Source organism: Succinivibrio dextrinosolvens DSM 3072, assembly GCF_900167015.1.
Lineage (GTDB): Bacteria > Pseudomonadota > Gammaproteobacteria > Enterobacterales > Succinivibrionaceae > Succinivibrio > Succinivibrio dextrinosolvens.
This window is the reverse complement of record NZ_FUXX01000012.1, coordinates 35,824-60,608: the sequence shown is the minus strand read 5'-3', so window position 1 is coordinate 60,608 and position 24,785 is coordinate 35,824. Positions and strand designations below refer to the sequence as shown.

At 36.9% G+C, this 24,785-nt stretch carries 20 protein-coding genes and 1 pseudogene; 11 read left to right on the top strand and 10 right to left on the bottom strand.

The annotated features are described in order from the left end of the window. Positions 1-180: 180 nt before the first annotated feature. The 5 genes from B5D46_RS04995 to B5D46_RS04960 all read right to left on the bottom strand — a co-directional run bounded on the left by B5D46_RS04995 (position 181) and on the right by B5D46_RS04960 (position 7,507). The gene (locus tag B5D46_RS04995; RefSeq protein ID WP_078928517.1) at positions 181-921 is read right to left on the bottom strand and encodes an ATP-binding protein; all 741 of its coding nucleotides are present in this window, start codon (positions 919-921) and stop codon (positions 181-183) included. 11 nt (positions 922-932) lie between these two features. Next, positions 933-2,705: a Mu transposase domain-containing protein gene (locus B5D46_RS04990; protein WP_078928516.1), complete on the bottom strand. Its 1,773-nt coding sequence runs from the start codon at positions 2,703-2,705 to the stop codon at positions 933-935. Between the two features lie 2,238 nt (positions 2,706-4,943). Further along, on the bottom strand, positions 4,944-5,189 hold the full coding sequence (locus B5D46_RS04975; protein ID WP_078928513.1) for a hypothetical protein: 246 nt from the start codon (positions 5,187-5,189) through the stop codon (positions 4,944-4,946). Between the two features lie 272 nt (positions 5,190-5,461). Then, the gene (locus B5D46_RS04965) at positions 5,462-6,862 is read right to left on the bottom strand and encodes an RNA-guided endonuclease InsQ/TnpB family protein (protein ID WP_078928511.1); all 1,401 of its coding nucleotides are present in this window, start codon (positions 6,860-6,862) and stop codon (positions 5,462-5,464) included. 9 nt (positions 6,863-6,871) lie between these two features. Continuing rightward, positions 6,872-7,507 (bottom strand): IS607 family transposase, encoded by a 636-nt coding sequence (locus B5D46_RS04960; RefSeq protein WP_078928510.1) that lies wholly within the window; start codon positions 7,505-7,507, stop codon positions 6,872-6,874. 266 nt (positions 7,508-7,773) lie between these two features. Between B5D46_RS04960 and B5D46_RS04955 the strand changes: the two genes are divergently transcribed. Then, a complete protein-coding gene (locus B5D46_RS04955; RefSeq protein WP_078928509.1) occupies positions 7,774-8,481 on the top strand; it encodes a vWA domain-containing protein in 708 nt (235 codons plus the stop codon). Between the two features lie 39 nt (positions 8,482-8,520). Here the strand turns inward: B5D46_RS04955 and B5D46_RS04950 are convergent, their stop codons facing one another. From B5D46_RS04950 to B5D46_RS04935, 4 genes are all read right to left on the bottom strand, one after another. Next, positions 8,521-9,441, bottom strand: coding sequence for a DMT family transporter (locus B5D46_RS04950; protein ID WP_078928508.1), 921 nt, complete (start codon positions 9,439-9,441; stop codon positions 8,521-8,523). Between the two features lie 48 nt (positions 9,442-9,489). Further along, positions 9,490-10,569: an MmcQ/YjbR family DNA-binding protein gene (locus B5D46_RS04945; protein WP_078928507.1), complete on the bottom strand. Its 1,080-nt coding sequence runs from the start codon at positions 10,567-10,569 to the stop codon at positions 9,490-9,492. Positions 10,570-10,695: 126 nt separating this feature from the next. Further along, positions 10,696-11,235 (bottom strand): BUD32 family EKC/KEOPS complex subunit, encoded by a 540-nt coding sequence (locus B5D46_RS04940; protein ID WP_200805019.1) that lies wholly within the window; start codon positions 11,233-11,235, stop codon positions 10,696-10,698. A 224-nt stretch (positions 11,236-11,459) separates the two neighbouring features. Then, positions 11,460-12,485, bottom strand: coding sequence for a chemotaxis protein (locus B5D46_RS04935; protein WP_078928506.1), 1,026 nt, complete (start codon positions 12,483-12,485; stop codon positions 11,460-11,462). A gap of 346 nt (positions 12,486-12,831) precedes the next feature. On the opposite strand from B5D46_RS04935, the gene B5D46_RS04930 reads away from it, so the two are divergent. The 8 genes and pseudogenes from B5D46_RS04930 (at position 12,832) to B5D46_RS04900 (ending at position 18,605) form a co-directional block, all read left to right on the top strand. Then, a complete protein-coding gene (locus B5D46_RS04930) occupies positions 12,832-13,137 on the top strand; it encodes a TIGR04076 family protein (RefSeq protein ID WP_031492598.1) in 306 nt (101 codons plus the stop codon). A 161-nt stretch (positions 13,138-13,298) separates the two neighbouring features. Further along, positions 13,299-14,090, top strand: a complete 792-nt coding sequence (locus B5D46_RS04925; protein WP_078928505.1) for an acid phosphatase — start codon at positions 13,299-13,301, stop codon at positions 14,088-14,090. 85 nt (positions 14,091-14,175) lie between these two features. Then, positions 14,176-14,859 (top strand): D-lyxose/D-mannose family sugar isomerase, encoded by a 684-nt coding sequence (locus tag B5D46_RS04920; RefSeq protein ID WP_078928504.1) that lies wholly within the window; start codon positions 14,176-14,178, stop codon positions 14,857-14,859. 100 nt (positions 14,860-14,959) lie between these two features. After that, complete coding sequence (locus B5D46_RS04915; RefSeq protein WP_078928503.1) at positions 14,960-16,099, top strand: cation diffusion facilitator family transporter; 1,140 nt, start codon at positions 14,960-14,962, stop codon at positions 16,097-16,099. 342 nt (positions 16,100-16,441) lie between these two features. Continuing rightward, positions 16,442-16,699: a hypothetical protein gene (locus B5D46_RS04910; protein WP_078928502.1), complete on the top strand. Its 258-nt coding sequence runs from the start codon at positions 16,442-16,444 to the stop codon at positions 16,697-16,699. A gap of 177 nt (positions 16,700-16,876) precedes the next feature. Next, positions 16,877-16,963 (top strand): annotated as a pseudogene (locus B5D46_RS12465) (IS200/IS605 family transposase); the annotation flags it as partial. 8 nt (positions 16,964-16,971) lie between these two features. Then, a complete protein-coding gene (gene tnpB, locus B5D46_RS04905; RefSeq protein ID WP_078928501.1) occupies positions 16,972-18,051 on the top strand; it encodes an IS200/IS605 family element RNA-guided endonuclease TnpB in 1,080 nt (359 codons plus the stop codon). A gap of 101 nt (positions 18,052-18,152) precedes the next feature. Then, entirely contained in the window at positions 18,153-18,605 is a 453-nt protein-coding gene (locus B5D46_RS04900) for an acid phosphatase (protein WP_078928500.1), read from the top strand. A gap of 340 nt (positions 18,606-18,945) precedes the next feature. Here B5D46_RS04900 and B5D46_RS04895 read toward each other — a convergent pair whose 3' ends face one another. Then, positions 18,946-21,381 (bottom strand): DUF262 domain-containing protein, encoded by a 2,436-nt coding sequence (locus B5D46_RS04895; protein WP_078928499.1) that lies wholly within the window; start codon positions 21,379-21,381, stop codon positions 18,946-18,948. 761 nt (positions 21,382-22,142) lie between these two features. On the opposite strand from B5D46_RS04895, the gene B5D46_RS04890 reads away from it, so the two are divergent. Then, positions 22,143-23,882 (top strand): phosphoadenosine phosphosulfate reductase domain-containing protein, encoded by a 1,740-nt coding sequence (locus tag B5D46_RS04890; RefSeq protein ID WP_078928498.1) that lies wholly within the window; start codon positions 22,143-22,145, stop codon positions 23,880-23,882. Positions 23,883-23,886: 4 nt separating this feature from the next. Beyond that, positions 23,887-24,783, top strand: a complete 897-nt coding sequence (locus B5D46_RS04885) for a DUF4007 family protein (RefSeq protein ID WP_078928497.1) — start codon at positions 23,887-23,889, stop codon at positions 24,781-24,783. Positions 24,784-24,785 lie beyond the last annotated feature (2 nt).

Here is a 24,785-nt window from a genome sequence, read left to right as displayed (position 1 = left end):
TGCGAAATCCCAAAGTAAATAAATTTTGTTCCTTCTAAAACAGATCAATAATTCCTTACCTAAAAAAATTTAACCAATAAAATTGAACTTTAATATTTTATTTTTGTACTGCGTTCCATTATTTCAAAACACAAATCCATCACAATACATTTTAAGATTGCGATGGATTATCTTACTTTTTTACTTTCTTCTTGATGGCCCCTTTAATTCAATATGTATCGAAGGATGAAGCAATCTATCTGCAGCAGCTTCTGCTTTGGTGTCATTTCCCAGAAAAATAGCTAATCCCTCCAATTTTAATTGTGTTGCAACAATTACTGGAGCAACACGATATCTATCGTCAAGTATGTTAAATAGATCCTGTGTTTCCTCAGAAGTTATCGGCGCTAATCCCAAATCGTCTAAAATCAATACGTTATACCTTTGCAGATTCTTCATAAATTTAATTTTTTCCATGCCTTGCTTAGCAGACAGTTCTAAAAGTAAGTCAGAGGTTCGATAATTCCTTACAGATATACCATTAGAACAACAGTTATAGGCAAGTGCATTTGCAAGTCCTGTTTTTCCTACACCGCAGGAGCCGCTGATTATAATATTGCAGCATTTTGTAACCCATTGTAGTGAGGCTAATGAGGCCAATGTCTCTTTAGATAATCCATACTGAGATGTTTTGGTTAGATCTGATAATCTTAAATGATCCTTGAGTTTTGCTCTTTTTATCAGATTTGCACATTTCCTTTCCTTATCTGCTTGCTCCTGTTTTTCAATGCATGATATTAGTCTTTCCTCAAATGTTAGTCCTGCATAAATAGAAAGGTTTTCATATTGGTTTTCGAGCTCCGAAGCAAAACCATCCAGCCTTAATTCCTGTCTTAGTCTTATCAGAACCTCTTTTTGTTTTTCAGTAATTGCAATACTCATGACTTTATCTCCTAGCAGTTAGGTTTCACATTAGAAGCTCTTACAAAAGGCTCCTTAGAATCTTCAGCTGATTCAACACTGTTATTGTCTGAGGATATATAGTTGATTTTTCTTTCCACATATCTGTCGATTCTGTTAATTCCTGGACTGTTATAGTCCTGCCTCCTGAGATGGGCAAAATGAGGATCTGCACAGAAGTTCAGCTCTGTCTGATGTGCTACTTTGCCATTATTAAAGATTGCTTCTTTACTTACTTCCTTATAATTGTCTAAAACAGTATTGCTGTTCCATAGTCGCGAGTCTCCATTTAAGGTTCTATCAATTGCCTCGTCCATAAGTTCTCGAACACAGCTTCTGCTTCGATATCTGTTAATAAGTCTGATACAGCCTTTTTTGCCATTATCAAATCCCATTTTTTGAATAAGACATTTACTGAACCGATATAAAGGCTCACTTATGGAAAGAGCTGTTGCATAAATGCTTTCTGCCGAAGGATACTTGAGTTTTTTTTCAACAACAGAACGATGGCTTTCCGGCATATGTTCAAGTTTTATCTGATGTGTGCCGTTATCAGAGATGGTATGAGTTGCAACAACCTGCAACTCGTACATGATTCTGATTTGCTTCCCAGAGATTGATGCAGATACATATTCTCCAGCTAATGTATAAGGAACAGAGTATTTTGTTCCATCTACGTCAACCGTATAATCAGAACCAACCTTCAGACAAGGGATATGCTCATAGAATTCAGGGATAGTACCTTCAAACTTGCGTGATTTGGCGGTCTCATAAGTTTTAAAAAGATACTCTCTGGTTCTTGAGCTTCCTTCTCTATATCTTGCTTTATTTATTACCTTATCTACCTGTCTAATGAGGTTGCAGTTCACTTCCTCAAGAGATAGATTGATATCGTGATTCATTATTGGCAGGATGTTTCTTTCAATAACCCCAACCATTGCTTCAACACAGCTTTTATATGTTGGTGATCTTGGATTTGAGGTTATCGCAGGAACCTTTATTCTGTTCATATATTCATTGAAAGAATCATTGAATATGGTTTCACTACCTTTAATATGAGTGGTTACTGCTGCTTTTCCGTTATCAAACTGTAATGTAAGAGGAATATATCCAAAATATTGAAAGGCTTTTCCTATAGCCTCGCATGTGCATTTTGTTGTTTGACGTTCAATCACACATGCATAGGTCATGTATGAAGCAGACCAGGTCATAACAAAGATAGGTGCATGCCTTAATTTTTTGTCTGCTCCTATATAAGCCCACGTCTGACCACAGAAATCTATACATACTTCCTGCCCGTACGGATGCTCCTGAGGCATGTATACTTTCGTTCCAATGATTTTTCTTATTTCAAATGAAAGCTTTCTGTAAAAATCACTTTTGGAGATGGCTCGTTTGTTTTCTTTTTCACAGTCCTCAAGATATAGAGAAAAGCAAAGCTTTCTGGTGATTTTTGAATCTATGACCTGATTGGCGAGGTAAACAAAATCAGGAACAAAAGCATCAGGTCTTGGTCTGCCAACAACTACAACAGAGCCATTCTTTATCCCTGTTACGTTTGGATAGATAATCTTTGCAAGCTCCAAATCCGTCATAGATGAGACATCTGAACAGCTGCCGATGCCGGGTAAATATCCTGCATTAGCTAGATGTTCTCTAAATCTAGATACCAGACTCGGTGAAATATCGTATTTGGCGGCAATATCTCTGTGCTTATACCCACCCAGAACTTCCATGCATATAGCTCTAACTTTCTTAATATCCATTTCGGTATTCCTTAAAAAAACGTCACATGACGCATACTCGTTTACGGATAAAAAAAGTTTCACTAGAGAAGAAAATATTACAAAATATTATTATTGGAGCAGGTCTCAAAGAGATGATATTAACGTTGAAAAATAAAAGAATAACGATCCGATATAAAAGAATTAAGATCAAAATTGTAAGAATAATGATCTATTTTGTGGGAATATAGTTCATATTTAATGAGAATTCGCAACAGTTGAGAGAGAAATTAGTAAAATATCAAAGTTATCGTTCGCAGGCAGTGGATACAGCGGACATTGGGAAATTAAGGAATAGTACTGTTTTATTCTTTTTCTTATTACATACAAAATAGGACAATGCTCATTTAGAGTCTTCAGATGAAGAGCGTAGTTACGAGACTCCTTTTCTGGGTTCTAGTGATTTATCCATTTTTACTCCTTGATTTTATCGATGGGGATTTAATGGTCTTTAAAGACACGTTATCTTTCGATGTCATAGCTTTTCTGTTTCTCCTTTTCCCTTTCTTTTTCCTCTTGATGCTTCATCAAATAAACGAAACAGATTGATTCTTGACGTGATATTTAGAAGTCGTGATGTTGAAAAGTCGGGAACCGGATTTCAAAGAGTCAATGAATATTGTAATCAACAGAACATAAAATGGTCTTTCAGAAAAGAAGCTTATGGTTTCTTTTTCGAATTTTTTAGACTAAATGTCCCTCAGAGTGTCCCTCAGGATGTCCCTCAGAGTGTCCCTCAGAATATCCTTCAGAACTCTATTAATGGCATTAATAAAGGGAAGGGGAATAGATATTCCTCAGAGGACATTAAATCTTCTATTCTAAAATTAGTTATTGAAAATCCAAAAATCTCTACAAAATCAATTAGTAAGCTTTTGGGCTTTTTTCAGAATTGTCTATAAAAACCAAAGAAATTTTTGGTTAGCAATTGGTGAATGAGGTAGGCAAATAATATACCCTTAATTATATCTCTATTCCCTTATTTATAGCTAAAATATAAGGGAAAGCAATAAAGGTTAAGGTTATGAGAAATTTTAATTATTCCTCTATACGAGAAAAAAATGGGATTCTGAGTTGCTATCCTTGATAGACTAGTAGATGTTACAGATGCATCGAAAAGATCAATCAGTAGTATTACCAAGAAATTGATTGAATAGGGGATAATTGAAAGAAAGTGGGTGGAGGATATTTTGGGTTTGGCAAGTTAATAAAACATAGCCACGTCTTAATCTTATCATTATAGTCTACGAAAAATCAGGAACTGGATTTCAAAGAATCAATGAATATTGTAATCAACAGAACATAAAATGGTCTTTCAGAAAAGAAGCTTATGGTTTCTTTATCGAATTTTTTAGACTAAGTGTCCCTCAGAGTGTCCCTCACCCCTATAGATGTGACTAATAAAGTGTTGACAAGGAATGTTTTCATAAAGGACATATAATCTTATGTTCATTCTCATAAAGTTTGTCCGGACAAATGGCCAGACAGTTGGTCAGACAAAGAATGATTTAGAAAAGCAACTTGTTGATAATACGTACAATTATCAAGAAAAAGTTTCTAGTGTCCAGACAAATGGCTAGACAAATGGCCAGACAGTTGGCTAGACAAAGAATGATTTAGAAAAACAACTTGTTGAAAATACAAATAATTCCCAAGAAAAAGTTTCTAGTGTCCAGACAAATGTCCATACAAATAATGAGTTAAAAAAGCAAGTTAGTCCCATAGTGCCTGAAAATACTCAGAGAACAATTGCAGTCCATGACTAACTCTATCTCTTTATTCTTTTTCCTGTTTAAGTATTTCTTCTTTAGTTTTATCTGATTGTTTTGGAGGAATCTTTCCGTATTTTTTTTTCATAATATAAATAATAAGGCTGTTTTTATAGTTGAGACTGATTTCCTTAAAAGAAAAAATCATATCGTCAATGATTTAAAAAACTGATTGAACAGACTGCAGCACAGAAATAATGTCTTTGATTATATAAAGGGGTTGAACCTGACATAATCGCCATTGCTATAGGTGGATTCTGGAGAAACTAATATTTTTAACAGTTTTTCAAGAGAGATATGTCCTAATCTAAAGTTATGCGAACATGGAGAGAAAGCTCTGTCACAGAAAGAGCGTTTTCATACGTTCTGAGATCTATATTCTAAAAACCGCCTGTGAAGCAGATCAAGGATTTCTGCCCCTCAGAAAATTCTCAGATCACCCGCAGATCATTTAATCCTGGTAGAGCTCTATTCTGAAATCCTTATTTCCACGATTACGGTTATACTCAAGGATTTCACGAGAGTAATCCTCCTTCTCTGCCTCCGATAATGCCCTGTCGCTTCCCTTCAGCCGCATGGTGCTTATGTAAGCGGCAAACCCGCCCTGGGTAAACTCCCCCTCCAGCTCCAGCACCGAGCCGTCCTTTAAATATACCAGCATTTCCGATGAGGTGCCGGTGATCTTCAGAACTTTCAAAAGCTACTCCTTTTTTTTCTAAATTTCCCATAATTCAATACATTCTTTATCATATTCACCATTATTCTCAGTATTGTCTATATTGTTATGCTTTGCCTTAACAATATCGAATATTTTATTAGGATATCCGTATCTCTCGAGAACTTTAAACTGACACAAGGAGTCAAAAATAACTTTTGCCAATGTATGATCTAAATTCCAACACTCAACCGCTAGTTTGGATCTATAAAAACCTATAAAAATATACAAAAAGCTATAAATTTATAGGTTTTCTACCAAATTCCTGCTTCAACACTGCTGGTTGCTATCCCATTTATTGCTAAATCAGATAACAGAGCCGTCAGCTCTACAGGCATTAGTTCGGAGATAGCTTCTCCTACGTTTTTTATCTGTTGTCTCAGGTTAATTGCCGCGTTCAGGTCGCGATCTATTGTTAAGCCGCATTCTGGACATTCATAGATTCGGTCTCTGAGCGTTAAATCTTTTTTCAGTGCACCACACTTACTGCAGGTCTTAGAGCTTGCGTAAAATCTATCCACTTCCTGAAGTTTTCTATGTTTATATTCCATCTTGTATATAAGGTTATTCTTTATATTGTAAAAGCCAACATCGCTGATTGCTCTGGCCAGTTTATGGTTTGACATCATGCCTTTCACATTCAAATCCTCCATACAGAGGTATTCATAGTGATTGGCTAGAATCGATGTAATCTTTTGAGAAAAATCTTTTCGGATATTGGAGATGGAAAGATAGAGTTTACTTACCTTTCTGGAGTGTTTTATGTAATTGCGAGACAGTTTCGTCTTATCACCCTTGGCTCTTGGATGCTGCTTACGGTTCAGCTGTCTCTGTAATCTTGCAAGTCTTCTAAGTTTTGCTTTTAATGGTTTAGGTGATTCTATACTGATTCCGTCTGATAGCATCAGAGCTGATTTCAGTCCTAAATCAATTCCTGCTGCAGTATTATTCTGCACTGCTGCCTTATGTGTTCTACAGTATTCCTCTTCAGTTATTTCTATACTGAATGAGGCATAGATGCGGTCAGCTCTCTGTGAGATGGTTACTCCGTTGATATGACCGTTGAATCTTAGTTTTTCTTTGAGCTGAACATAGCCAAAATTTGGAATGTTCATATATTGTTTGGAACTTTGATTTTCTAATTTCTTTGAACAGGATTTTCCTGTTACAAGTTTTACCTGGTCACCGCCTATATAGAAGGAGCCATGCTGGTAACTCTTCTTTTTGAATTTTGGAAAGAATGCTTTTCGTTTTTTACTATTCTTCTTTACCTTGGTCTTCTTTCTCTTTTTTACATTTTCAAAGTAACTTTTTACGGACGTTCCGAAATTGACGAAGGTCTGCTGTGACGCATATTTTGTTACTTCATAAGTGAAGGGATATTTTTCCAGACGGATTGCATTGAATTCTTTTTTATAATCCTGCCATGTTGGCAGTTTAGGTTTGACAGGTGCTACTGTAGACTGGAGTGGTGATTTTTGATACTCTGCCAGCTCTCTGGTATATCTGTCCATAGCAGCCAAGTGTGCAACATAGTCTTTTTTAAACTTCGCAACACACCAGTTGTAGGCAAATCGTCTTACTCCAAAGGCTTTTCTGCAATAAGTGAAAAACTTATTGTTTGCCTTAAGCTCAATAACCTGTCCTACAATCATTCTTTTATGTTACCTGTCAGCTTCTGCTGCTTCTTTAATCTTCTCTAATAGTTTCTTATTCTTTTTACTTCTGCTTCCATACAGTCTGGCAGAAAAGACAGTTATTATTTCCAGAACATCCTTAGCTAAATCTTCCTCAAAACTAGGCTTATCTTCTCCGCTGTTTATAATAACCACTTCAACGCCTTTAGCTTCACAGATTGAAAATATAAGTTCCGCTCCGAATCGTAATAATCTGTCTTTGTGAGTAAGAACCAATCTTTTAACTTCATTACTGAGGATTTTGTTGATTAAAGAGGTCAGGCCCTTTTTGTAGTAATTCATGCCAGAACCTAAATCAGTAATCAGCTCATACTCATATCCATGTTCAGCACAGTATAATTCAAGCACCTGCGACTGTCTTTTTAAGTCTTCTTTCTGATCGTGACTACTTACTCTTGCATATGCAACGGTGTATCTGTTATCTGTCTGAACAGGTAATGTCTTACCTGAAAGAGAAAGAATATGTTCAAGACTGTATCTTCTGGTACCGCCGGGCGATATACTGTCAGGTTTTAATTTCCCTGACTTTTCCCAGTTTCTTAATGTCTGAACATGAACTCCTAATATTTTTGCAGCTTGTCCGATTGGAATAATTTTGTTCATGTAATAATAAACCTATAAAATTTATTAGCTATTATAAACTATTTATAGATTTAATAAAACAGTTAATTACCCTAGAAAGTCTATATTTACCGTGATTAAGATACATCTTTATCTACTCCTCGTTTTTTTGTAATTTCAATAAATTATTTTATTATTTGAATACAAATAATTATTAAGTTCAACCTCTCTCAAAAAACTAAGACATTTCTAATTTGTCTTTACCTATAATCGAAGTATCAATTAATAAAATTTAGAAGGAAAATCATATGAAGAAACTCTTTGTTCTGATTGGAATAGCTCTATCTGTTTTTTCTACCTCTGTATTTTCAGCAGTAGAAAACGATAAGAAATTTGATCATGTTGATTTGGTCATGATTCTGGATAAATCAGGCTCTATGCATGGAATGGAGAGCGATACCATTGGTGGCTTCAACTCGATGCTGGATAAACAGCGAAAGCTGGATGTTAAAACCGATGTGACCACGGTGCTGTTCAACAACAAATCCGACTATATCCACGAGAGAAAGCCTTTAAGCGATATAAAGAATATTACAGGTGATGATTACCTTCCTCAGGGAACTACTGCCTTGCTGGACTGTGTCGGAGAGACTATTGATAAGGTTTCTGGTTATTACGCAGTTAACGATAAGAAAAATAAAGTAATTTTTGCCATTATTACCGACGGCAAGGAAAACTCAAGTCATGAGTATACAAAGAAGATTGTAAAAAAACTGATTGAGGATAAGAAAGAAGCAGGATGGGAATTTATATTCCTTGGTGCCAATATTGATGCTGTATCAGAAGCAGGTTCAATCGGTATTACTTCTGATCGTGTTGTTCAGTACAAGGCAACAAAAATGGGCGTCAGAAAAAACTTTGATGCTGTTGCATCTTTTGCTGAGGAGGCTGTAGCAGGAAATTCAGTCTCTGATAACTGGAAGGAGAAGGCTGAACAGGATACGCCAGAGAACTAGTTTTTAACGAAGATCCTGCCGTTTTGGCAGGACTCTGCTCTAAGACTCTCTCTGCTTCTTCTTAAGCTGGGATATAACCAGACCGCCAATAGCCAGTGTCATTCCAATGGCACTGTATATGTTGAACTTCTCGTCAAGAATAAATACTGCACCAATAGCTGTTACCACAGGAATGCCGTAGATATAAACGTTGGTTTTCATCGAACCGATGTATTCAATGGATTTTGACCACAGAAAGAAGCTTAAAGATGAGGCCAGAAGTGCCAGAAAAGCGTAATTTATAAGATTAATCGGCTCTATAAGTCGGTCTGCCTTGATGCTGTAATCTTCCACCATTAAAGGTAAGGTCAGTACAACCGAGTAGAAGAAAGATTTTGTTGTGATGGTAAAGCTGGATACATGCAGTCTCTGCAGTTTAACAACATACAGACTGTAAAAGCCCCAGACCACAGCACTGCCGATGGCCATAAGATCACCTATTGGGTTGATGTTCATGGACATCGAACCGAATGAGAGGAAGAATATTCCGATTATTGCCACTACGAAGCCTATGAAGAAGTTCAAGGTAGGCTTATCTTTATCCAGGAAATAGTTCAGAAGCCCCACGAAAAAGGGTGCAGTAGAAACAATCAGACTGACATTGGCGGCATTTGAATATATGAGCGCGTTGTTCTCAAAGACAAAATAAAGGGTGATGCCAAAGAAACCTACCAGAGCAGAATAAAGCTCCACCTTCCAGGAAATGAACTTCAGTGACTTAGGACACACCACAAACAGTGCCAGGGTTGCAAGTAAGAATCTGTCAAATAGGATTTCAACCGGAGTAAAGTCTCTGAGCAGAATCTTGCTGCTGACAAAGGTAAGTCCCCATACCACTATGATGAAAATAGCATACAGATGCCCGATTATTATTTTAGATGTCATAAGTCCAACCTGTTTTCTGAGCTGTAATTGTAACATGATGCTCGGCTCTTATGACATTTGGGCTTTTTTTGATGCAGAAACGCCTTAATCAGAAACGGAGTGTTTAAAATAATCGACGAGTTCTGCTGTGGCAATTCTCTGTCCGCGAACCGCTTTTACACCAAGCTCTCGCATTTTTCTGATAGGACAGACTCCTTGAGGAATTTCCTTAAGAACTTTGAGTTTCACTGCCTTTTTCATCTTAAGATTCCGATCCTGATACTCATATGGAATATCAGTCTCAAGCACCTCGCAGACAAACCTGATTTCAGATAGAGGACTGGTTACGTAAATAAAGGCTGTATCTCCCACAGTGAGTCTGGAGCTCTGCTTCCAGAGTACCTCCTTTTGGGAAGAGAAATAATCGATGACATCAAAGAAGTCTGGATTTGCAGGAATAATCCAGTGTTCTTTCTGTCCTTCAATTCTGGTTTTCCCTCCTCCTACCGCAAAGGAACGGCTTTTGTCGATGAGCGAAAGGATGAACTCATCATCAAGAGATTCATCAAGAATTATACTGATCCAGTGGGCACGGTTCATGTGATAGCCAGGATATACTCCTCTTACTTTCAGCAGTTCCTGCTCTGAGTTCTCATCGATCTTAAGATTAATGACTTCAACTATTTCATCTTTCTGTCTACCGGTGCATTCCTTATCTACAAGAGAGCGCTTAAGATTCATGATGAGAGCGTACCATTTCCTGTTTGCAGGATATCTGAAGACTCCATATGTAGGCAGTTTTGCAAATGGATAGTCAGGTTTTTCCTGATATTTACGCTCAATACTGTAGGTTAGACGGTTGGACTGAGGCTTTAAAAATGGATTGGAGCGAAAGCATTTTGATGCAATGTTCTTAAGAATCGCAGTATAGGCTGTTCTGACTTTTGCTACATATGCTCCGGTCTGATTCTCTACATGAATCAGAATGTATTCCTCATCTGTGGCATTATCGATAACCTTTCCTCTAACTTTTCCGTCAGAGGAAATTAAAATTTGTGCCTTAAAGGCGCTATTAAGAAAGTCTTTGGAATAAAGATAGCCCTGTTCAGTTTTCATAAAGCCGTAAGAAATGAGCTCTGACTCTATTACTGTCTTTCTTTCAAATATTTTTGCTTCAATATCCATATGGCACCTTAGGAGGATGATCTTTTAATAATCCTATCAGATAAGATGAGGAATGTTGCAGTGGATATTGATGGAAGCAAAAAAAATGCTGGTTTGAAAACCAGCAGAATTTGCTTGGAGTAGAGATTATTCAGGATGTTTTGTTAAATAATCCTCAAATTCAGGTGATCTGGACCAGTATTTAATCCCCCAGTTCTCAAAATTCCACTCCTCCATGTAGGAGTTGCATTCGTAGTCAACGTAGTAAATCTGATGCTCTCTGATTACAAAGTTGGTCGGAAAATAATCGATATTCAGTCCGCTGTTTCTGGCATTATCAGCCATTTCACGTACCTGAGGCAGATATTCCTCTACACTGATATCATTTTTTACCAGATCAAAAATAGTCTCACCCTCAATGTACTCCTTTACGATTCTCTCGTTTGCAACATCGATGTCGACCATGCGGGGGATTCTGATACCGGCACTGGTAAGACGCTCATAATCATTTTTCTCGGCTTCAATCTTGTTGCCGAAGGTGTAGTAGTCGCATGGCTCATGGTGAATCTGCTTTAGAACAAACTGTCTGTGCTCGCTGTCCTCTGCAAGGTAGGAGTAGCCGCCTTTGCCATGACCAAGGAGTTTTAAGATAGAGTAGTCTTTCCCGTTTACACTAATTTTTTCCATAATCAGATCATCTCTTGGAATATCTCTTCAGGAATTTATAGAGTTATTTTAGGATGGAAATACAATTAAATCTTACAGAATAAAGTGTACGGAATTCGCTTTTTTATCAGTTTCGAGAGTCTAATTTTCGCTGTGAACCTCTGTTCTTCCAGACTCTGAAAATAAAAATCCTGAGGCCCTTCATTAATTACCTCAGGATTTGTAAGAGAGAAGATTAGAATCTGTTAGCTTCCCTTACTCTTGTCATACTTGAAGCTGTCACTTGCTTCTTTAGCCTTGTCAATGTTCTCAAGAACACCCTCTGCAGGATTGAAGCCGTTGTGAAGTGACTCAATAGCATTGATGATGGTTGTTGACAGAATATCAGGATCAAACTTCGCAATAAAGCCGTTGGCGCCTGCTCGTTTAAGCATACTTTCGTTGAATACACCGGAAATGGAAGTATGCAGAATTACATAGATTTCCTTTAAAAGAGGATTATGTCTGATTGCTGATGATAAAGAGTATCCATCAAGCTCAGGCATCTCAACATCGGAAATCAGAAGCTCAATTTCACTGAGTTTTCCTTCTGCCTGGTATTTGTTGATAATATCAAGAGCCTGTTTGCCGTCATGAGCTTCAATTGCTTCAAGACCAAGACTCTTAACGGTATTTACAGTCTGCTTTAACGCAATCTTAGAGTCATCAGCTACCAGAATCTTGGCGTTAGGTCTGATGATTTCCTGCAGATGAGCCTTAACATCATCAGGATGATCGGCAATAACCTTCTTGTCTGGAGAAATTTCAGAAAGGATTTTCTCAACGTCGATGATTTCAACAAGCTCCTTGTCAAATTCGGTTACCGCCACAAGATAGGACTTCTGACCTACACCCTGAGGTGCCGGTTTGATTTTATCCCAGCTGATATCGACAATTCTTTCAACTCTGTTTACCACGAAGCCCTGAATTGACTTGTTGTATTCGGTCATTAAAAGCAGCTGCTTATCCAGATTTCTGGTTACAGGTCCGCCCATGGCAAAGCTTAAATCAATAACAGAAGAGGTAATGCCTCGTGCGTCGATTACACCGATAACCGACTTATGAAGCTTTGGCAGAACTGTTATAGGTGGGCAGTGGACGATCTCCAGAATCTTGAATACATTCAGGCCGTAAAGCTGAGGATTATTTGGTAGTCTGAACAGAAGCATCTCCATGCGGTTCTGTCCCACGATACCTGTTTTTTGTTCGATACTGTCTATCAGTCCTGCCATGTTCTTTCACCAAACTATCTATTGAAAAAACCTGAAAAAATCATCTGGATCTATCAAATTATAGATATAGAGCGGAAGTTTGCCCCTATTTTTTTCAGGTTATTTGAAATTGCTCAGAAAAACTTAATGCTTATGCTTAAAATCGTTTTGAAACCTTGAAGTTAGAGTGTTAACGGCAGTTTTGATGTGTATCTTTATGTTTTTTAAGATTTTTACTGAAAATTGCCTAATATGCTGTGCGTCGTCTCCAAAAAACGAATTCCATTTCTTGCGAAAAAAACAAAAAACAGCTTTTATTAAAGAAAAAAATAAAAAAAACAGCAAACATACATACGGAGATAGCAATATGTGTAAAGTACGTATCACTGTTGTGAAAATCGCAAATCATGAAGATTTGTCTGAAAAGTACGAGCTTCCTCAGGATGAGCCATGTCCTATGAGTGAAGGAATGATGTTCACTGTGGATGATTTCACAGCAAAGCCTCGTGAGATCTGTGAAAGTGCCTGGCAGACACTGACTCCTTTCATTATGACTTTAGTCAGCGGGGGAAAGAAAATCTACGGCAACTGGATGAAGAATCCAAAGTCAGCCATGATTTCATGCAATGACGGTTTCAGACCGGTAAGCTTTCTACTCGAAGCGGTAGATTAACAATCTCCGCTTTAATTTTTTCCATATTGCTACTTCTGTCACCCGGTTTTTTCTGATTTTTGAAATATGCCTCTGAAAATTCAGAAAAAATCATTAATGATAGAAGTAGATGTCCTGTCCTCTCTAATTTCTATTGGTTATTCAGGTTTAAAGAGGTGTTTATGCTTGTCGAGTCGTTCAGAAAATTTATAAGAATCAGTATTCCTCTTGCCGCTGGTTTAATTCTTTCAGCCTGCGCAACACATACCGCCAAACTGCCTCCATCATTAGAAGATCTAAAACCTGACAGACCAGGCTGGTACCCTCAGTTTGAGGATAAGGCTCAGTATCCGGATTTTGTTGAGCTGTTCCCTGCTCCTCCTGCAGAGAATTCTCCTATCTTTGCAAATGACAAGAAGGTATTCAAGGACACAAGAAAACTCAAGGGAACTCAGGTCTGGTATGATGCTGCAAAATTCGCCAGGATTGACCCTGAAGTCCTGATTGAGTATTTCTCTCCAGTGATGAGCCGTAAGATCACAAAGGAGGAAACTCCATGGACCTATTACATCATTGCCCGTATTATCGCTGATGTGGCCGGCTCCGGTACCCGAGATATCAAGCACCACTACAAGCGTGTACGTCCTTTCGTTTACTTCAATACCGGCACCTGCTCAACTAAAGAGGATGAAGAGGCTCACAGAAAGTCCTACTCCTATCCTTCATCTCATGCCGCATACGGGCAGGCTTTAGCTCTGATCCTGACCGAAATCGATCCAGCCAATCAGGCTAAGATTGCTAAAAAGGGTATTGAGTATGGTCAGTTCCGTGTAGTCTGCGGATTCCACTGGGATTCTGATGTAAATCTTGGTCGACTGGTAGCAAGTCATGTGGTGGCAAGACTACATACCAATATGGAATTTATCGAAGCCTTAAAGAATGCCAAGGCTGAATTTGGTCACCAGACAAGATAAAACTATTACTTCATCTGACTTTACAGGATCTTATTCTTTGGCTTTGTGAGGATAAGATCCTTTTTTAACTACATAAGGACTGCTTATGAAACGCTCTGAAATCAATAAAGTCATTAAGGATATGGAAAAGCTTCTTAGGGAGTGTCATTTCTATCTGCCTGAGTTTGCTTCCTGGAGCCCTGACAAGTGGAAGAACCTTAAATCTGATGCCAGGGAAATTGTGGATAACCGTCTGGGATGGGATATTACCGACTATGGTACCGGTAAATTCAGGGAGTATGGATTCTCTTTGTTCACCATCAGAAATGGAAATGTCAAAGATCCTCAAAGATATCCAAAGCCTTATGCGGAGAAGGTACTGATGCTTTATCCTGGTCAGTTCGCACCTACCCATTATCACTGGAACAAGATGGAGGATATCATCAACCGTGGCGGTAACGATATCTATATTACAGTCTGGAACGGCAATGATGAGAATCAGAAGCTTGATACTGATGTGACCGTATCCTGCGACGGAGTTCTTAAGACTGTACAGGCCGGAGGAAAGATTCTTCTGCATCCTGGCGAGAGTATCACCATTACCCCATATCTGTACCACAACTTCATTACCAACACCTCAGGTGGACCTGTTCTTCTGGGGGAGGTCTCAATGTGCAATGATGATGAGAACGACAATAACTTCTATGACAAGATTGGTCGCTTCCCTGAGATTGAAGAGGATGAGGAACCATACAGACTTCTGTGCTTTGAGTATCCAAAAATCAGGTAAATAGAAATCTTTAAGTGTGATAATTGGAGAGCCTGTGCAACTGTATGTCTGTATCAGGCTCATCTCTTATCAAAGGATTTTTTTGAGGAATGGTCAATCCATGAAAGAGCAGACAGAGAACGAGTTAATCTCCGAGAGCAGCCGAGATAGGGTAATAGTTAGAACAAGTGTGGTCGGAATTATTGTTAATGTCCTTCTGGCAGCTTTTAAGGCTGTCATAGGTATCATGTCCAATTCCATCGCGGTTATCCTTGATGCTGTAAACAATCTTTCTGATGCCTTATCCTCTATTATTACCATTGTTGGAACCAAGCTTGCTGGAAAGCTTCCTGACAGAAAACACCCTTTAGGCTACGGACGTATTGAGTATCTGAGCGCGATGATTGTGTCAGGTATTGTTCTCTATGCAGGTATCACGGCAGCTGTTGAATCAGTCAAAAAGATCATTGAGCCTCAGACTCCTGAGTACAGTGTAACCTCCATCGTCATCATTGCGGTTGCTGTTATCGTTAAAATTGGTCTTGGAAAGTACGTAAAAGGGCAGGGCGAGAAGGTAAACTCAGGTGCGTTGGTTGCATCAGGTGCCGATGCTCTTTTTGATGCGGTTCTATCTGCATCTGTTCTTGCCTGTGCACTTATCTTTATCTTTACAGGATATTCATTAGAAGCCTATGTCGGTGCCTTAATCTCCGTATTTATCATCAAGGCCGGTATTGAGATGATGATAGAGATGGTCAATGAGATTCTTGGAATCAGAGCAGATAAGGAGAAAACCGCCAGAATCAAGAATCTCCTTAAAGAGGAGCCAGAGGTCAGAGGCGCTTATGATCTCATCATGTATAACTATGGACCAGAGAAGGATTTTGCCTCTGTTCATATTGAGCTTCCTGATTACATGACCGCAAGAGAAATCGACAGGCTAACCCGCAGACTTGAGAGAAAAATCTATCGTAAGACCGGTGTTATATTAGCTGGAGTAGGTCTTTACTCCTACAACACCACTGATGATTCAGCCTCAGTTATCCAGAAGGAGGTTCTCTCTCTTGTAACCGCACATGACTGGTGTGTGCAGATGCATGGTTTTTATGTTGATCCTGAAGAGAAGGAAATGTCCTTTGATGTGGTTCTAAGCTTTGATATTGAACCTAAGAAAGGTGTTTCCATAATCTATGGAGAAATTCTTAAAAAGTATCCTGACTATCACATTGAGATTACCCCTGATGTGGATGTTTCTGACTAGATAGCAACGCCCTTGATTTGAAGATGATTATTTGAATTACTGTCAGAGAATATAAAAAATAGTTACAATCTTCACATAAGAATTCAATAGAACCAGTTACAGGCTTGAGGATATCAGAATCATTTTTATGCTCAGAAATGTATGGAAATATTTCGGATTGGAGATGTCTTTTCTATGAATTCTGTAAATCTCTCAAAACTTGTAAAACTCACTGCTGTTGCTGCTGCATGTTTCATGCTCTCAGCATGTTCCTCATCAAAACAGCTTCCTCCTGAAGTTGATGCATAAGGTGCGGGAACAGGCGGTTCTCATGCGGTATTCCCTCATTTTCTGGACAAGAGTATGTATCCAGACTACAGAACTGTAGTTGTTGCGCCTCCTGCTAAAGGCTCAGCTCTGTTTAAGAATGATGTGAAGATCTACAAGGAAACAAGAAAACTTAAGGGAACTCAGGCCTGGACAGATGCAGCCGCTGGTGCAAGTCTGAGTGCTGATTACATGAGTGAGTTCTATTCTCCTGCCTTTGGTATTGAAATCTCAAAGGAAAAGACTCCTTGGACCTATTATAAATTATGCGGGCGTGAAAAACCACGGTTTTAGCCGTGTGGATGATAGCCCGCATTATCTTTAAGTATGTGTAGATAAAAACTATAGACATATACAAAAAGTATGATAATATGTATACATGAATAACATGTATAAGCATACAAAGAGAACGGTATCATTGTTAAACTATCATTTTGTGTTTTGTCCAGGATTTCGCAGATAGATATTTAATCACGCAGTTACTTTGTAAGTACAGCAGGAAAAGTCAGTTCTGAAACAATTAAATGGTACGTTGATACCCAAAAAACAAGACCTTAGCAAAGAGTATGAATAAAGGCGTAATATTTAGAGCATATCCAAATAAAGTTCAGCAGGAGTTAATCAATAAAACTCTAGGCTGTTCACGCCTTGTATATAACAAAGGGCTAGCTTTCAGAAACGAGAAGTATGCAAAGGGAGAAAAAGTCGGCTATAACCAGACTTCAGCCATGCTTACAGCAATGAAGAAAGAGGAAAAATACTCTTTTCTAAATGAGGTAGATTCTATAGCACTGCAACAGTCTCTTAGAGATTTAGAGAAAGCATTTGTACGTTTTTTTGAGAAGAAAGCCAACCATCCAGTATTCAAAAGTAAGCACCACTATCAGTTAAGCTACAGAACAGTAAATCAGAAAGGTAATAATAAAGATTCAATCCGCATCGAAGGAAACAGAATCAGACTTCCAAAGCTTGGCTTCCTGAAAATCAGGCAGTCAGTGGAAGTCGGACATATCAACAATGTTACAGTCCGCAGAACAGCTGCAGGAAAGTATTTTGTAATACTGAATGTTGATTTTGAGCCAGAGAAGCTTGAGTCAAGTTCCAATTTCACAGGAATTGACGTAGGTATCAAGAGCTTTTATACAGACAGCAATGGTAATGTGGTGAACAATCCTAAATATCTGGAAAAGTCACAACAGAAACTCAAACGTGAACAGAGAAAGCTCTCACGCAATAAAAAGAATTCTAAGAATAGACAGAAACAGAGATTAAAGGTAGCACGAGTTCATGAGAAGATAGCAAATCAGCGTAATGACTTTATTCATAAAATCACTACAAAGCTAGTCAGCGAAAACCAAGTGATAGCGGTAGAGGATTTGAATATAAAGGGAATGCTGAAGAACCATAAGCTTGCAAAATCTATTTCAAGTGTAGCCTGGTCAAAATTCTTTGAGACTCTTGAATATAAAGCTGAGTGGTACGGTAGAAAGGTAATCAAAGTACCTACCATGTATCCTAGCTCTCAGACGTGCTCAAAGTGCGGATATAAGAATACTCTGGTAAAGAATCTCTCAGTTAGAGAATGGGAATGCCCATGCTGCCACGGCTACAAGGCCATCCTGAATAAAGGCTTGTCAGTAGCCTGAAATACTGACAATACCGTAGGGCATACGGAATTTTAAGTCTGTGCTGAAAAGCTGGAGGAGCAATTCTCCAAGAGATCGTGTAAGACGTAGTTCGCTATGCTGTGGTCTATGAAACAGGAATCCCACGACTTCAGTCGTGGGAGTGTCAACTGATTAAGAGAGTAATCGGTGATGCTATCGATGGCGGTACCCGTACTCCTAAGAAGGTCTACCAGAGAGTTAGACCTTATGTGTACTTTGGTGAAAGAACCTATTCTACTCAGGAAGATGATGATAAGCATGTAAACTCAGGTTCATATCCATCTGGACACAGTTCCTACGGTTATCTTCTGGCTCTGATCCTGTCTGAAATCAATCCTGCAAATCAGGATGAGATCTATAAGTTAGGCATTAAGTACGGCTATAACCGTGTAGTCTGCGGTTTCCACTGGCAGTCTGATGTGGAGATGGGAAGACGTATTGCGGCCTATGTAAATGCAAGACTTCATGCAGATAAGGATTTCATGACTGCTTTAGCTAATGCAAAGGCAGAGTTTTCTGCGGCAAAGAAGTAGTATTCAAATAAGAGAAGTACGTGAGTGATCCAGATTATCTAGTAGGTAGTCTGGATTGTAAAGTAGACTTTATTCTTGACATCTGTTACCCCAAAAAAAATGAAATTAGTTTGGCTACAAAGAAAAATAAGCCCCGCTAAATTGCAGGGCTAGATACAATAGTACTATCTCGTTTTTAGTGCATCATACCACTAAACACAGAAAATCGCCCCCATACAATTTCTCTTGTTTTCTTGTTAGAGGATATCTTTGTTGCTTAGTCATTATGTATAACGTTCATTAAAAACATAATATTAGTTATACATAAGCTTTTCTAATGTGCCTAAAAAATATTATGGGATTATTCAAGCCATGAATGAATTCTATCCCAAGCTAACTCACAGATTCTTTCTCCTCTATTTTTTACTGAGTCCTTATTCCAGTTTTCTTCAAAATTAGAAATAGCTTCAGCAAAGACTAGATATTTCGTTGACTGTGCAGCTTTCTGAATTTTTTTAACTTCTCCCTTAAATTTCTCATCAAGCGATTGCGCTAATTTTTCAGATTCTTCTTGTGTTTTTGAAGCTAATATTTTGTAGCAAAGTCGTTTTGTTTCCCAATTTGCATTTGATATAACAGCATTTTCAATCATTGGGAGTAATGTTAAATTTCCGATAGAGTCAACAACATCTTGGTTTTCGGTATATATATTATTTTCTGCCCAATGAACAGGACTTTCTGGCGCTATATGTTCAATTGTTTTATATAAATCATTGTTCCAAGAATCTAATGTTAAATACGAATCTAAACCTTCCTTACCCTTTTTTCTTAAGTATGGAATATTTTCATCGATAACTGTTTTATCCTCAGCTGCTAGCAGCATAAATCTTGTAAATTGCTTGCTAATAGAATATAGCGGTAAGCTCGATGCTTTTGCTATCCAGTCACTCTTTGACTTAATTTTTCCGTCTATATTCAATATTTCCTTAAAGGCTTCTTTTAGAGTCTTAATACTTGGTAATTCATTACATCCATTTTCTTTTGTGCATTTTGCTGCCAATCCGTTAAATAAGACAAGTGAACTACCCGCATCTACAAATCCATTTTTCATTAGATTTCTGTGTTTTGCATCGATGCTGTCGGTTGTTGTCCTAGAAGTCCTCCAGAAGAAGAAAAAGGCAGTGACAACCTTGATTAGATCAAGAAAATCCTTTAGTTTTTGTTGATCATTTTCAGAGTGAACGAATCTTCCATAATATCTAGATAATAATGGCAACACAATTGTATGATTCAAATCAGATAGGACATTTAAACAGAGTTTAACCTCATCTAATTCTGTTTTACTAATACTGATATTTTCTAAACTATTGAAGAATGTATTTTGCTTCCATACAGAACTGTAAAAGTTAGCTGTATCTGCCATTACTGTTAAAAAGTCGATTTTAATTTCGTCTGGACTATTATCAAATTCTCCTTTTAGGTAAAGTCGTTGCTCATTAATCCTGCTTGTGAGTTTTTTTCCAGAAAAAGCTAATGCGAAGGAAATTAGAAACTCAGATGTATTCTTATCTTTCTTAGGAAGGCTCTCAATATATTCTGTAACGGAATCAAATAGTTTTTGAGCCTCAGAGCCATTGTAATTCTCTTGGCCTTTCCATGAGATAATTTTTGGTTTAAATGTTTCTAATGCTGTTAGAGGGGCGCCTGTTGTATTAAGCGATTCAAAAATATCGAATGCATATTCTTCGTTTTTAGCGGTTATAACAGTTAAACTAATTCTGTTCAGAACAAAGTAGGAAAAAACAATAAGTCTAACTAATGAGTTAAAGTCCCTATTTTCTTTAGAGTTATCCTTTAATAGTTCAATAACTTGATTTGGTACATCCTTATCACTTAAAAGCGATGAAAGAGATGCATCTGCTGCTAAGGCTCTTGAAATTGCTTCGAAGGATGGAACTTCATCAATTTCTGAATTATCATTATCTTCGGATGCGGACTCATAAAATGTGTTTATAAGCTTTTTGAGTATTAAAGCTCCATTTAAAAATGTTTCTTTATTATTCTTGGGTTTTCCTTTTTGTGTATTAAATGTTTTTTCAAAATCCTCAATTCCTTTTAGCTCAAAAAGTGGATCTGAATTTTCTGGATTTATTGTTTTTGCGGTAAAATTATAAATAAATTCTGCAATAGGAGATGTATATTCACCCCTTTCCCTATGCCAGGTATCTTCGTAAGACCTTGTCATTCTCGGATACCACTTAAACAGTCCAACTCCAAAACTTTGCTTTTCAGATACACATTGAGATAGTCTATCCATTACGTCTATGCAGTTTTTATACAGCCAAGATAGGTGACTATTTTCTTCAGAATATTCTGGAGTTTTAATTGAGTTATTTTTATCTGAGAATTTTGATATAAAACCTTTTTCAATTTTTATATATAAACAAATAATTAACATGATTAATGATGTTAATCGTTGTTGTCCATCAATAATGGTCATCACTTTATTTGGAAGCCCACTTTTATTTGCAGGGATAACCGTTGCATTTGTTGTGTCATGAATAGCGATAATTGATCCTATAAATGTTGCAGTAGCTTCCGATTCACTATTGCTTTCAGAGAACAATTTAAAGCCATGAATAGTATCTGTTATCAGCTTTGTTAATTCTTGTTTCCCCCATGTGTAAGGGCGTTGATATGATGGAATATATAGTCCTTGCCCTCTTTCGCCTAGAAATTGCGAAATACTCTTTGATTCAGCGCTGAAAATATCCTTAATTTCTAGCAGTTGTTTCATAGGAAAGAATTACCTCATTAGTGATTAATATTGTCTATTTTCAAATAGTTGGTTTAAGAATTGATGGAATATCCATTAATGGTACTAATTATTTTATGATATTAGTACAAAATCAAGATGTTAATCTTAAAAAGTTTTTTTGTCTGATTGTTTTGTTAGAAAAATAGAAGCAATTCCTTTATTCTTGAACTTTTTTTATTAAGATTCGATTGTTCACTTGAAATGATGTTGGTATGTTGTTATCTGCATTTGTTTATAGCGTCTTTATTGGAAAGGCTTCCTTTTGACAAATCCTGTTTTTCTTTGTTATTGAGTTTCTATATTTGAGTCTACATATGATCGATTTTTTATTATTTCTAAATAAAGTTCCTGTATAAGACTAATTAGAAATGTATTATTCAGCAGAAAAAATTTATCAATTTTATTGTGACTCATGAATATACCATGAGACATCCACAACTTACTTCTAGTTAATATATTGTTTTCTCTTGTTGTTTTTTATCTATTCAAAAACAATGTAATTTGATGTATTGAAATTTTTACGATAATTCAGAAATCTGTTATTTACTGTTTAACAATAACTTTTGTAAGTAATAATGAAGAAACAAAGTAGAGCTATCAGATAAAAATAATCAGGATTGTTTGGGAAATTTGTTTTATTTTTAAGTAAATTATAGATTCGTTAAAAACTAAGTTATAGATCCAATACTGGATCTATATGTTATATAATGAAATAAAGATTTGATGCTAAGTGAAACAGAATGTGGTGCGATAACTGTAAAAGAGAGACTCCTTTAGATAAGTGCGAGATATGTGGAAAGGAAACGGAACAAGAAGTTCCTCAGGAAATATTTTGGTGTGAGCATTGTTGTGCTCCTATAATTGTTCCTGTAAATTTGGACAAGAACAATTGTAAATGTCCAAAATGTTCATCTAAAATCAAATACTTATCTTCTGATCTAAGACCTGTTTTCCCTGAGGAAAGACTTCTTATCGAGATTCTTCTTGCAGAGCCTTTTGCTTATGCAAAATGTTCAGTATGGGCAAACTCAAACAGGTACTACGTTGATGGCAAATCAAAAGTCTTAACCGCAAAACATTTCAATATAAAAGATGTTGACTTCATCATTGAAGCTATAAATCAGAATAAACGGGAGAATGAAGAAAAGTATTATCCAATTTTTGAGGATCACATAAAAAACTATCTAGAAATCAATTCTGATAGACTTCATTACATAGAGAATGAAGCTTTTTCGTTTATTCAGAATGTTTCTCAGAAATACACTATTGAACAACTTATGATTTCTTTTTCAGGCGGAAAGGATTCAACCTGTGTAGAAGATCTTGCCGTCAGAGCTTTAAGTAATCCTAGTATTGTTCATGTGTTTGGAAATACTACTTTGGAATTTCCTTATACATATCAATATGTTGATAGATTTAGAAAGAATAACCCTAAGTCAATTTTTAAAGTAGCTAAAAACAAAGAAAAGGATTTTCTTGATGTTTGCGAGGATATAGGGCCACCTTCTCGTGTTATGAGGTGGTGTTGCACTATGTTTAAAACTGGACCTATTACTAGAGTAATTAACAATGTATATGGTCAGGGAAAAATACTAACGTTTTATGGTGTTAGAAAATGCGAATCAGCAAGCCGTAGTAAATACAATCGACTTGAAGAACACTCAGAGTCAATGAAGATTCAGAAGCAATCTGTTGCATCTCCCATTTTCTATTGGTCTGATTTTGACGTGTGGCTATATATCCTGGGTAATGATCTAGATTTTAATGACGCCTACAGATTAGGATATGACAGAGTCGGCTGTTGGTGTTGTCCTAACAATGGAGCAAGATCTCAGTTTTTATCAAGAATATATATGCCTGAGCTTTCAAAGAAATGGAGAGATTTCTTAATAGATTTCTCCAAAAAAATAGGCAAACCAGATCCTGAGGTATATGTCGATTCTGGTAAATGGAAAGCAAGGCAAGGCGGAAGTGGTTTAGCTTCTGCTGAAGATGTAAAGATTAAGTATACAAACTGCACAACAGAAGAAAATGCAAAGATTTACCAATTAAACAAGCCTTTTGATGATTCTTTGCTAAATCTTTTTGTTCCTTTGGGGAAGATTTCAAAGGAGCTAGGAAGGAAACTCATTAAAGAGGTAATTGTTTTAGATGTTAAGACGAATATGCCTATTATTTCTATCCAACCATTTAGTAGTCAAGAATCAGAGTATGCAGTAAAAATTAAAACCATGAATTTGAAGGATCATGAATCTCTTCAAAGAATGGTTTCTTATCAGATAAGAAAATATAATGCTTGCCGACGTTGCTTGAAATGTGAATCTATTTGTAAGTATGGAGCAATCACAATTAAAGCAGGTTCTTATCACATTAACGAAGAGAAATGTCGTCATTGTAAAGCTTGTGTTTCACAAAAATATCTGAGTGGTGGTTGCTTAATGGACAAGTATCTTAGAACAATTAAATTTGAGCAAAGGTAATAATATGAAGTTCAGAGCTCACGAGACGTTCTTTATAAGAAAAGGTTGGCTTTTTAAAGGTCTAAAAAATGTTGTTGCTGATTCAAGTCTTTTTATTAGAAAAGATAAAAATCCAGTTGATACATTAGGTTTAGGCTCTAATATGGTTAAGTCCTTAAGATATTGGCTTCAAGCGACAGGACTTACAGAAGAAGATTCAAAGAAAAGAATAAAAGATCAGCATCCTACTGAGCTTGGCAAGATTATTTTTGAAAACGATCGTTACTTTGAAGAAATAGGAACACTTTGCTTGATTCACTACAAGTTAGCTTCCAACAAAGATTCAGCAACGTCTTGGTTTTATTTTTTTAATGAATTTAGATTAACTGAATTTCAAAAAGAAGATTTTTCCTTAGCTATACAGAATTATGTGCAAATGAATGATTCATCTCAAGTTGCTCAATCTTCTTTGGATGATGATTTCAATTGCATTATTAATTCGTATGTCTTAAGAAAAAAGCTGAATCCTACAAGAGTGAATCCTGAGAGTAACATCGAATGTCCTTTAGATGAATTAGGGCTCGTAGAACTCGTTACAGGAAGTAAAGGAAAAGACAGGGTTTTTAAAAAAGTTCCTCCAAAGAAGGGGGTGATCCCTCCTCTAATTCTGCTAGCGGTTCTTCGAGAAATAAACAGAGATAAAAATGAAATTAGAATATCCGATCTATTAAATGGTTCTGGAAATATTGGCAAAATTTTTAATTTAGACGTCGTTTCTCTGTATAGGGAACTAGAAATTCTTTCTAAAAAAGAGCTTATTGACATAATAAGAACAGCAGGTCTAGATCTTATAAAAATAAAAACAGACAAAGATTTTTATGGTTTAGTCAGAGATTATTATGCATCATTGAACGGGAAATAATA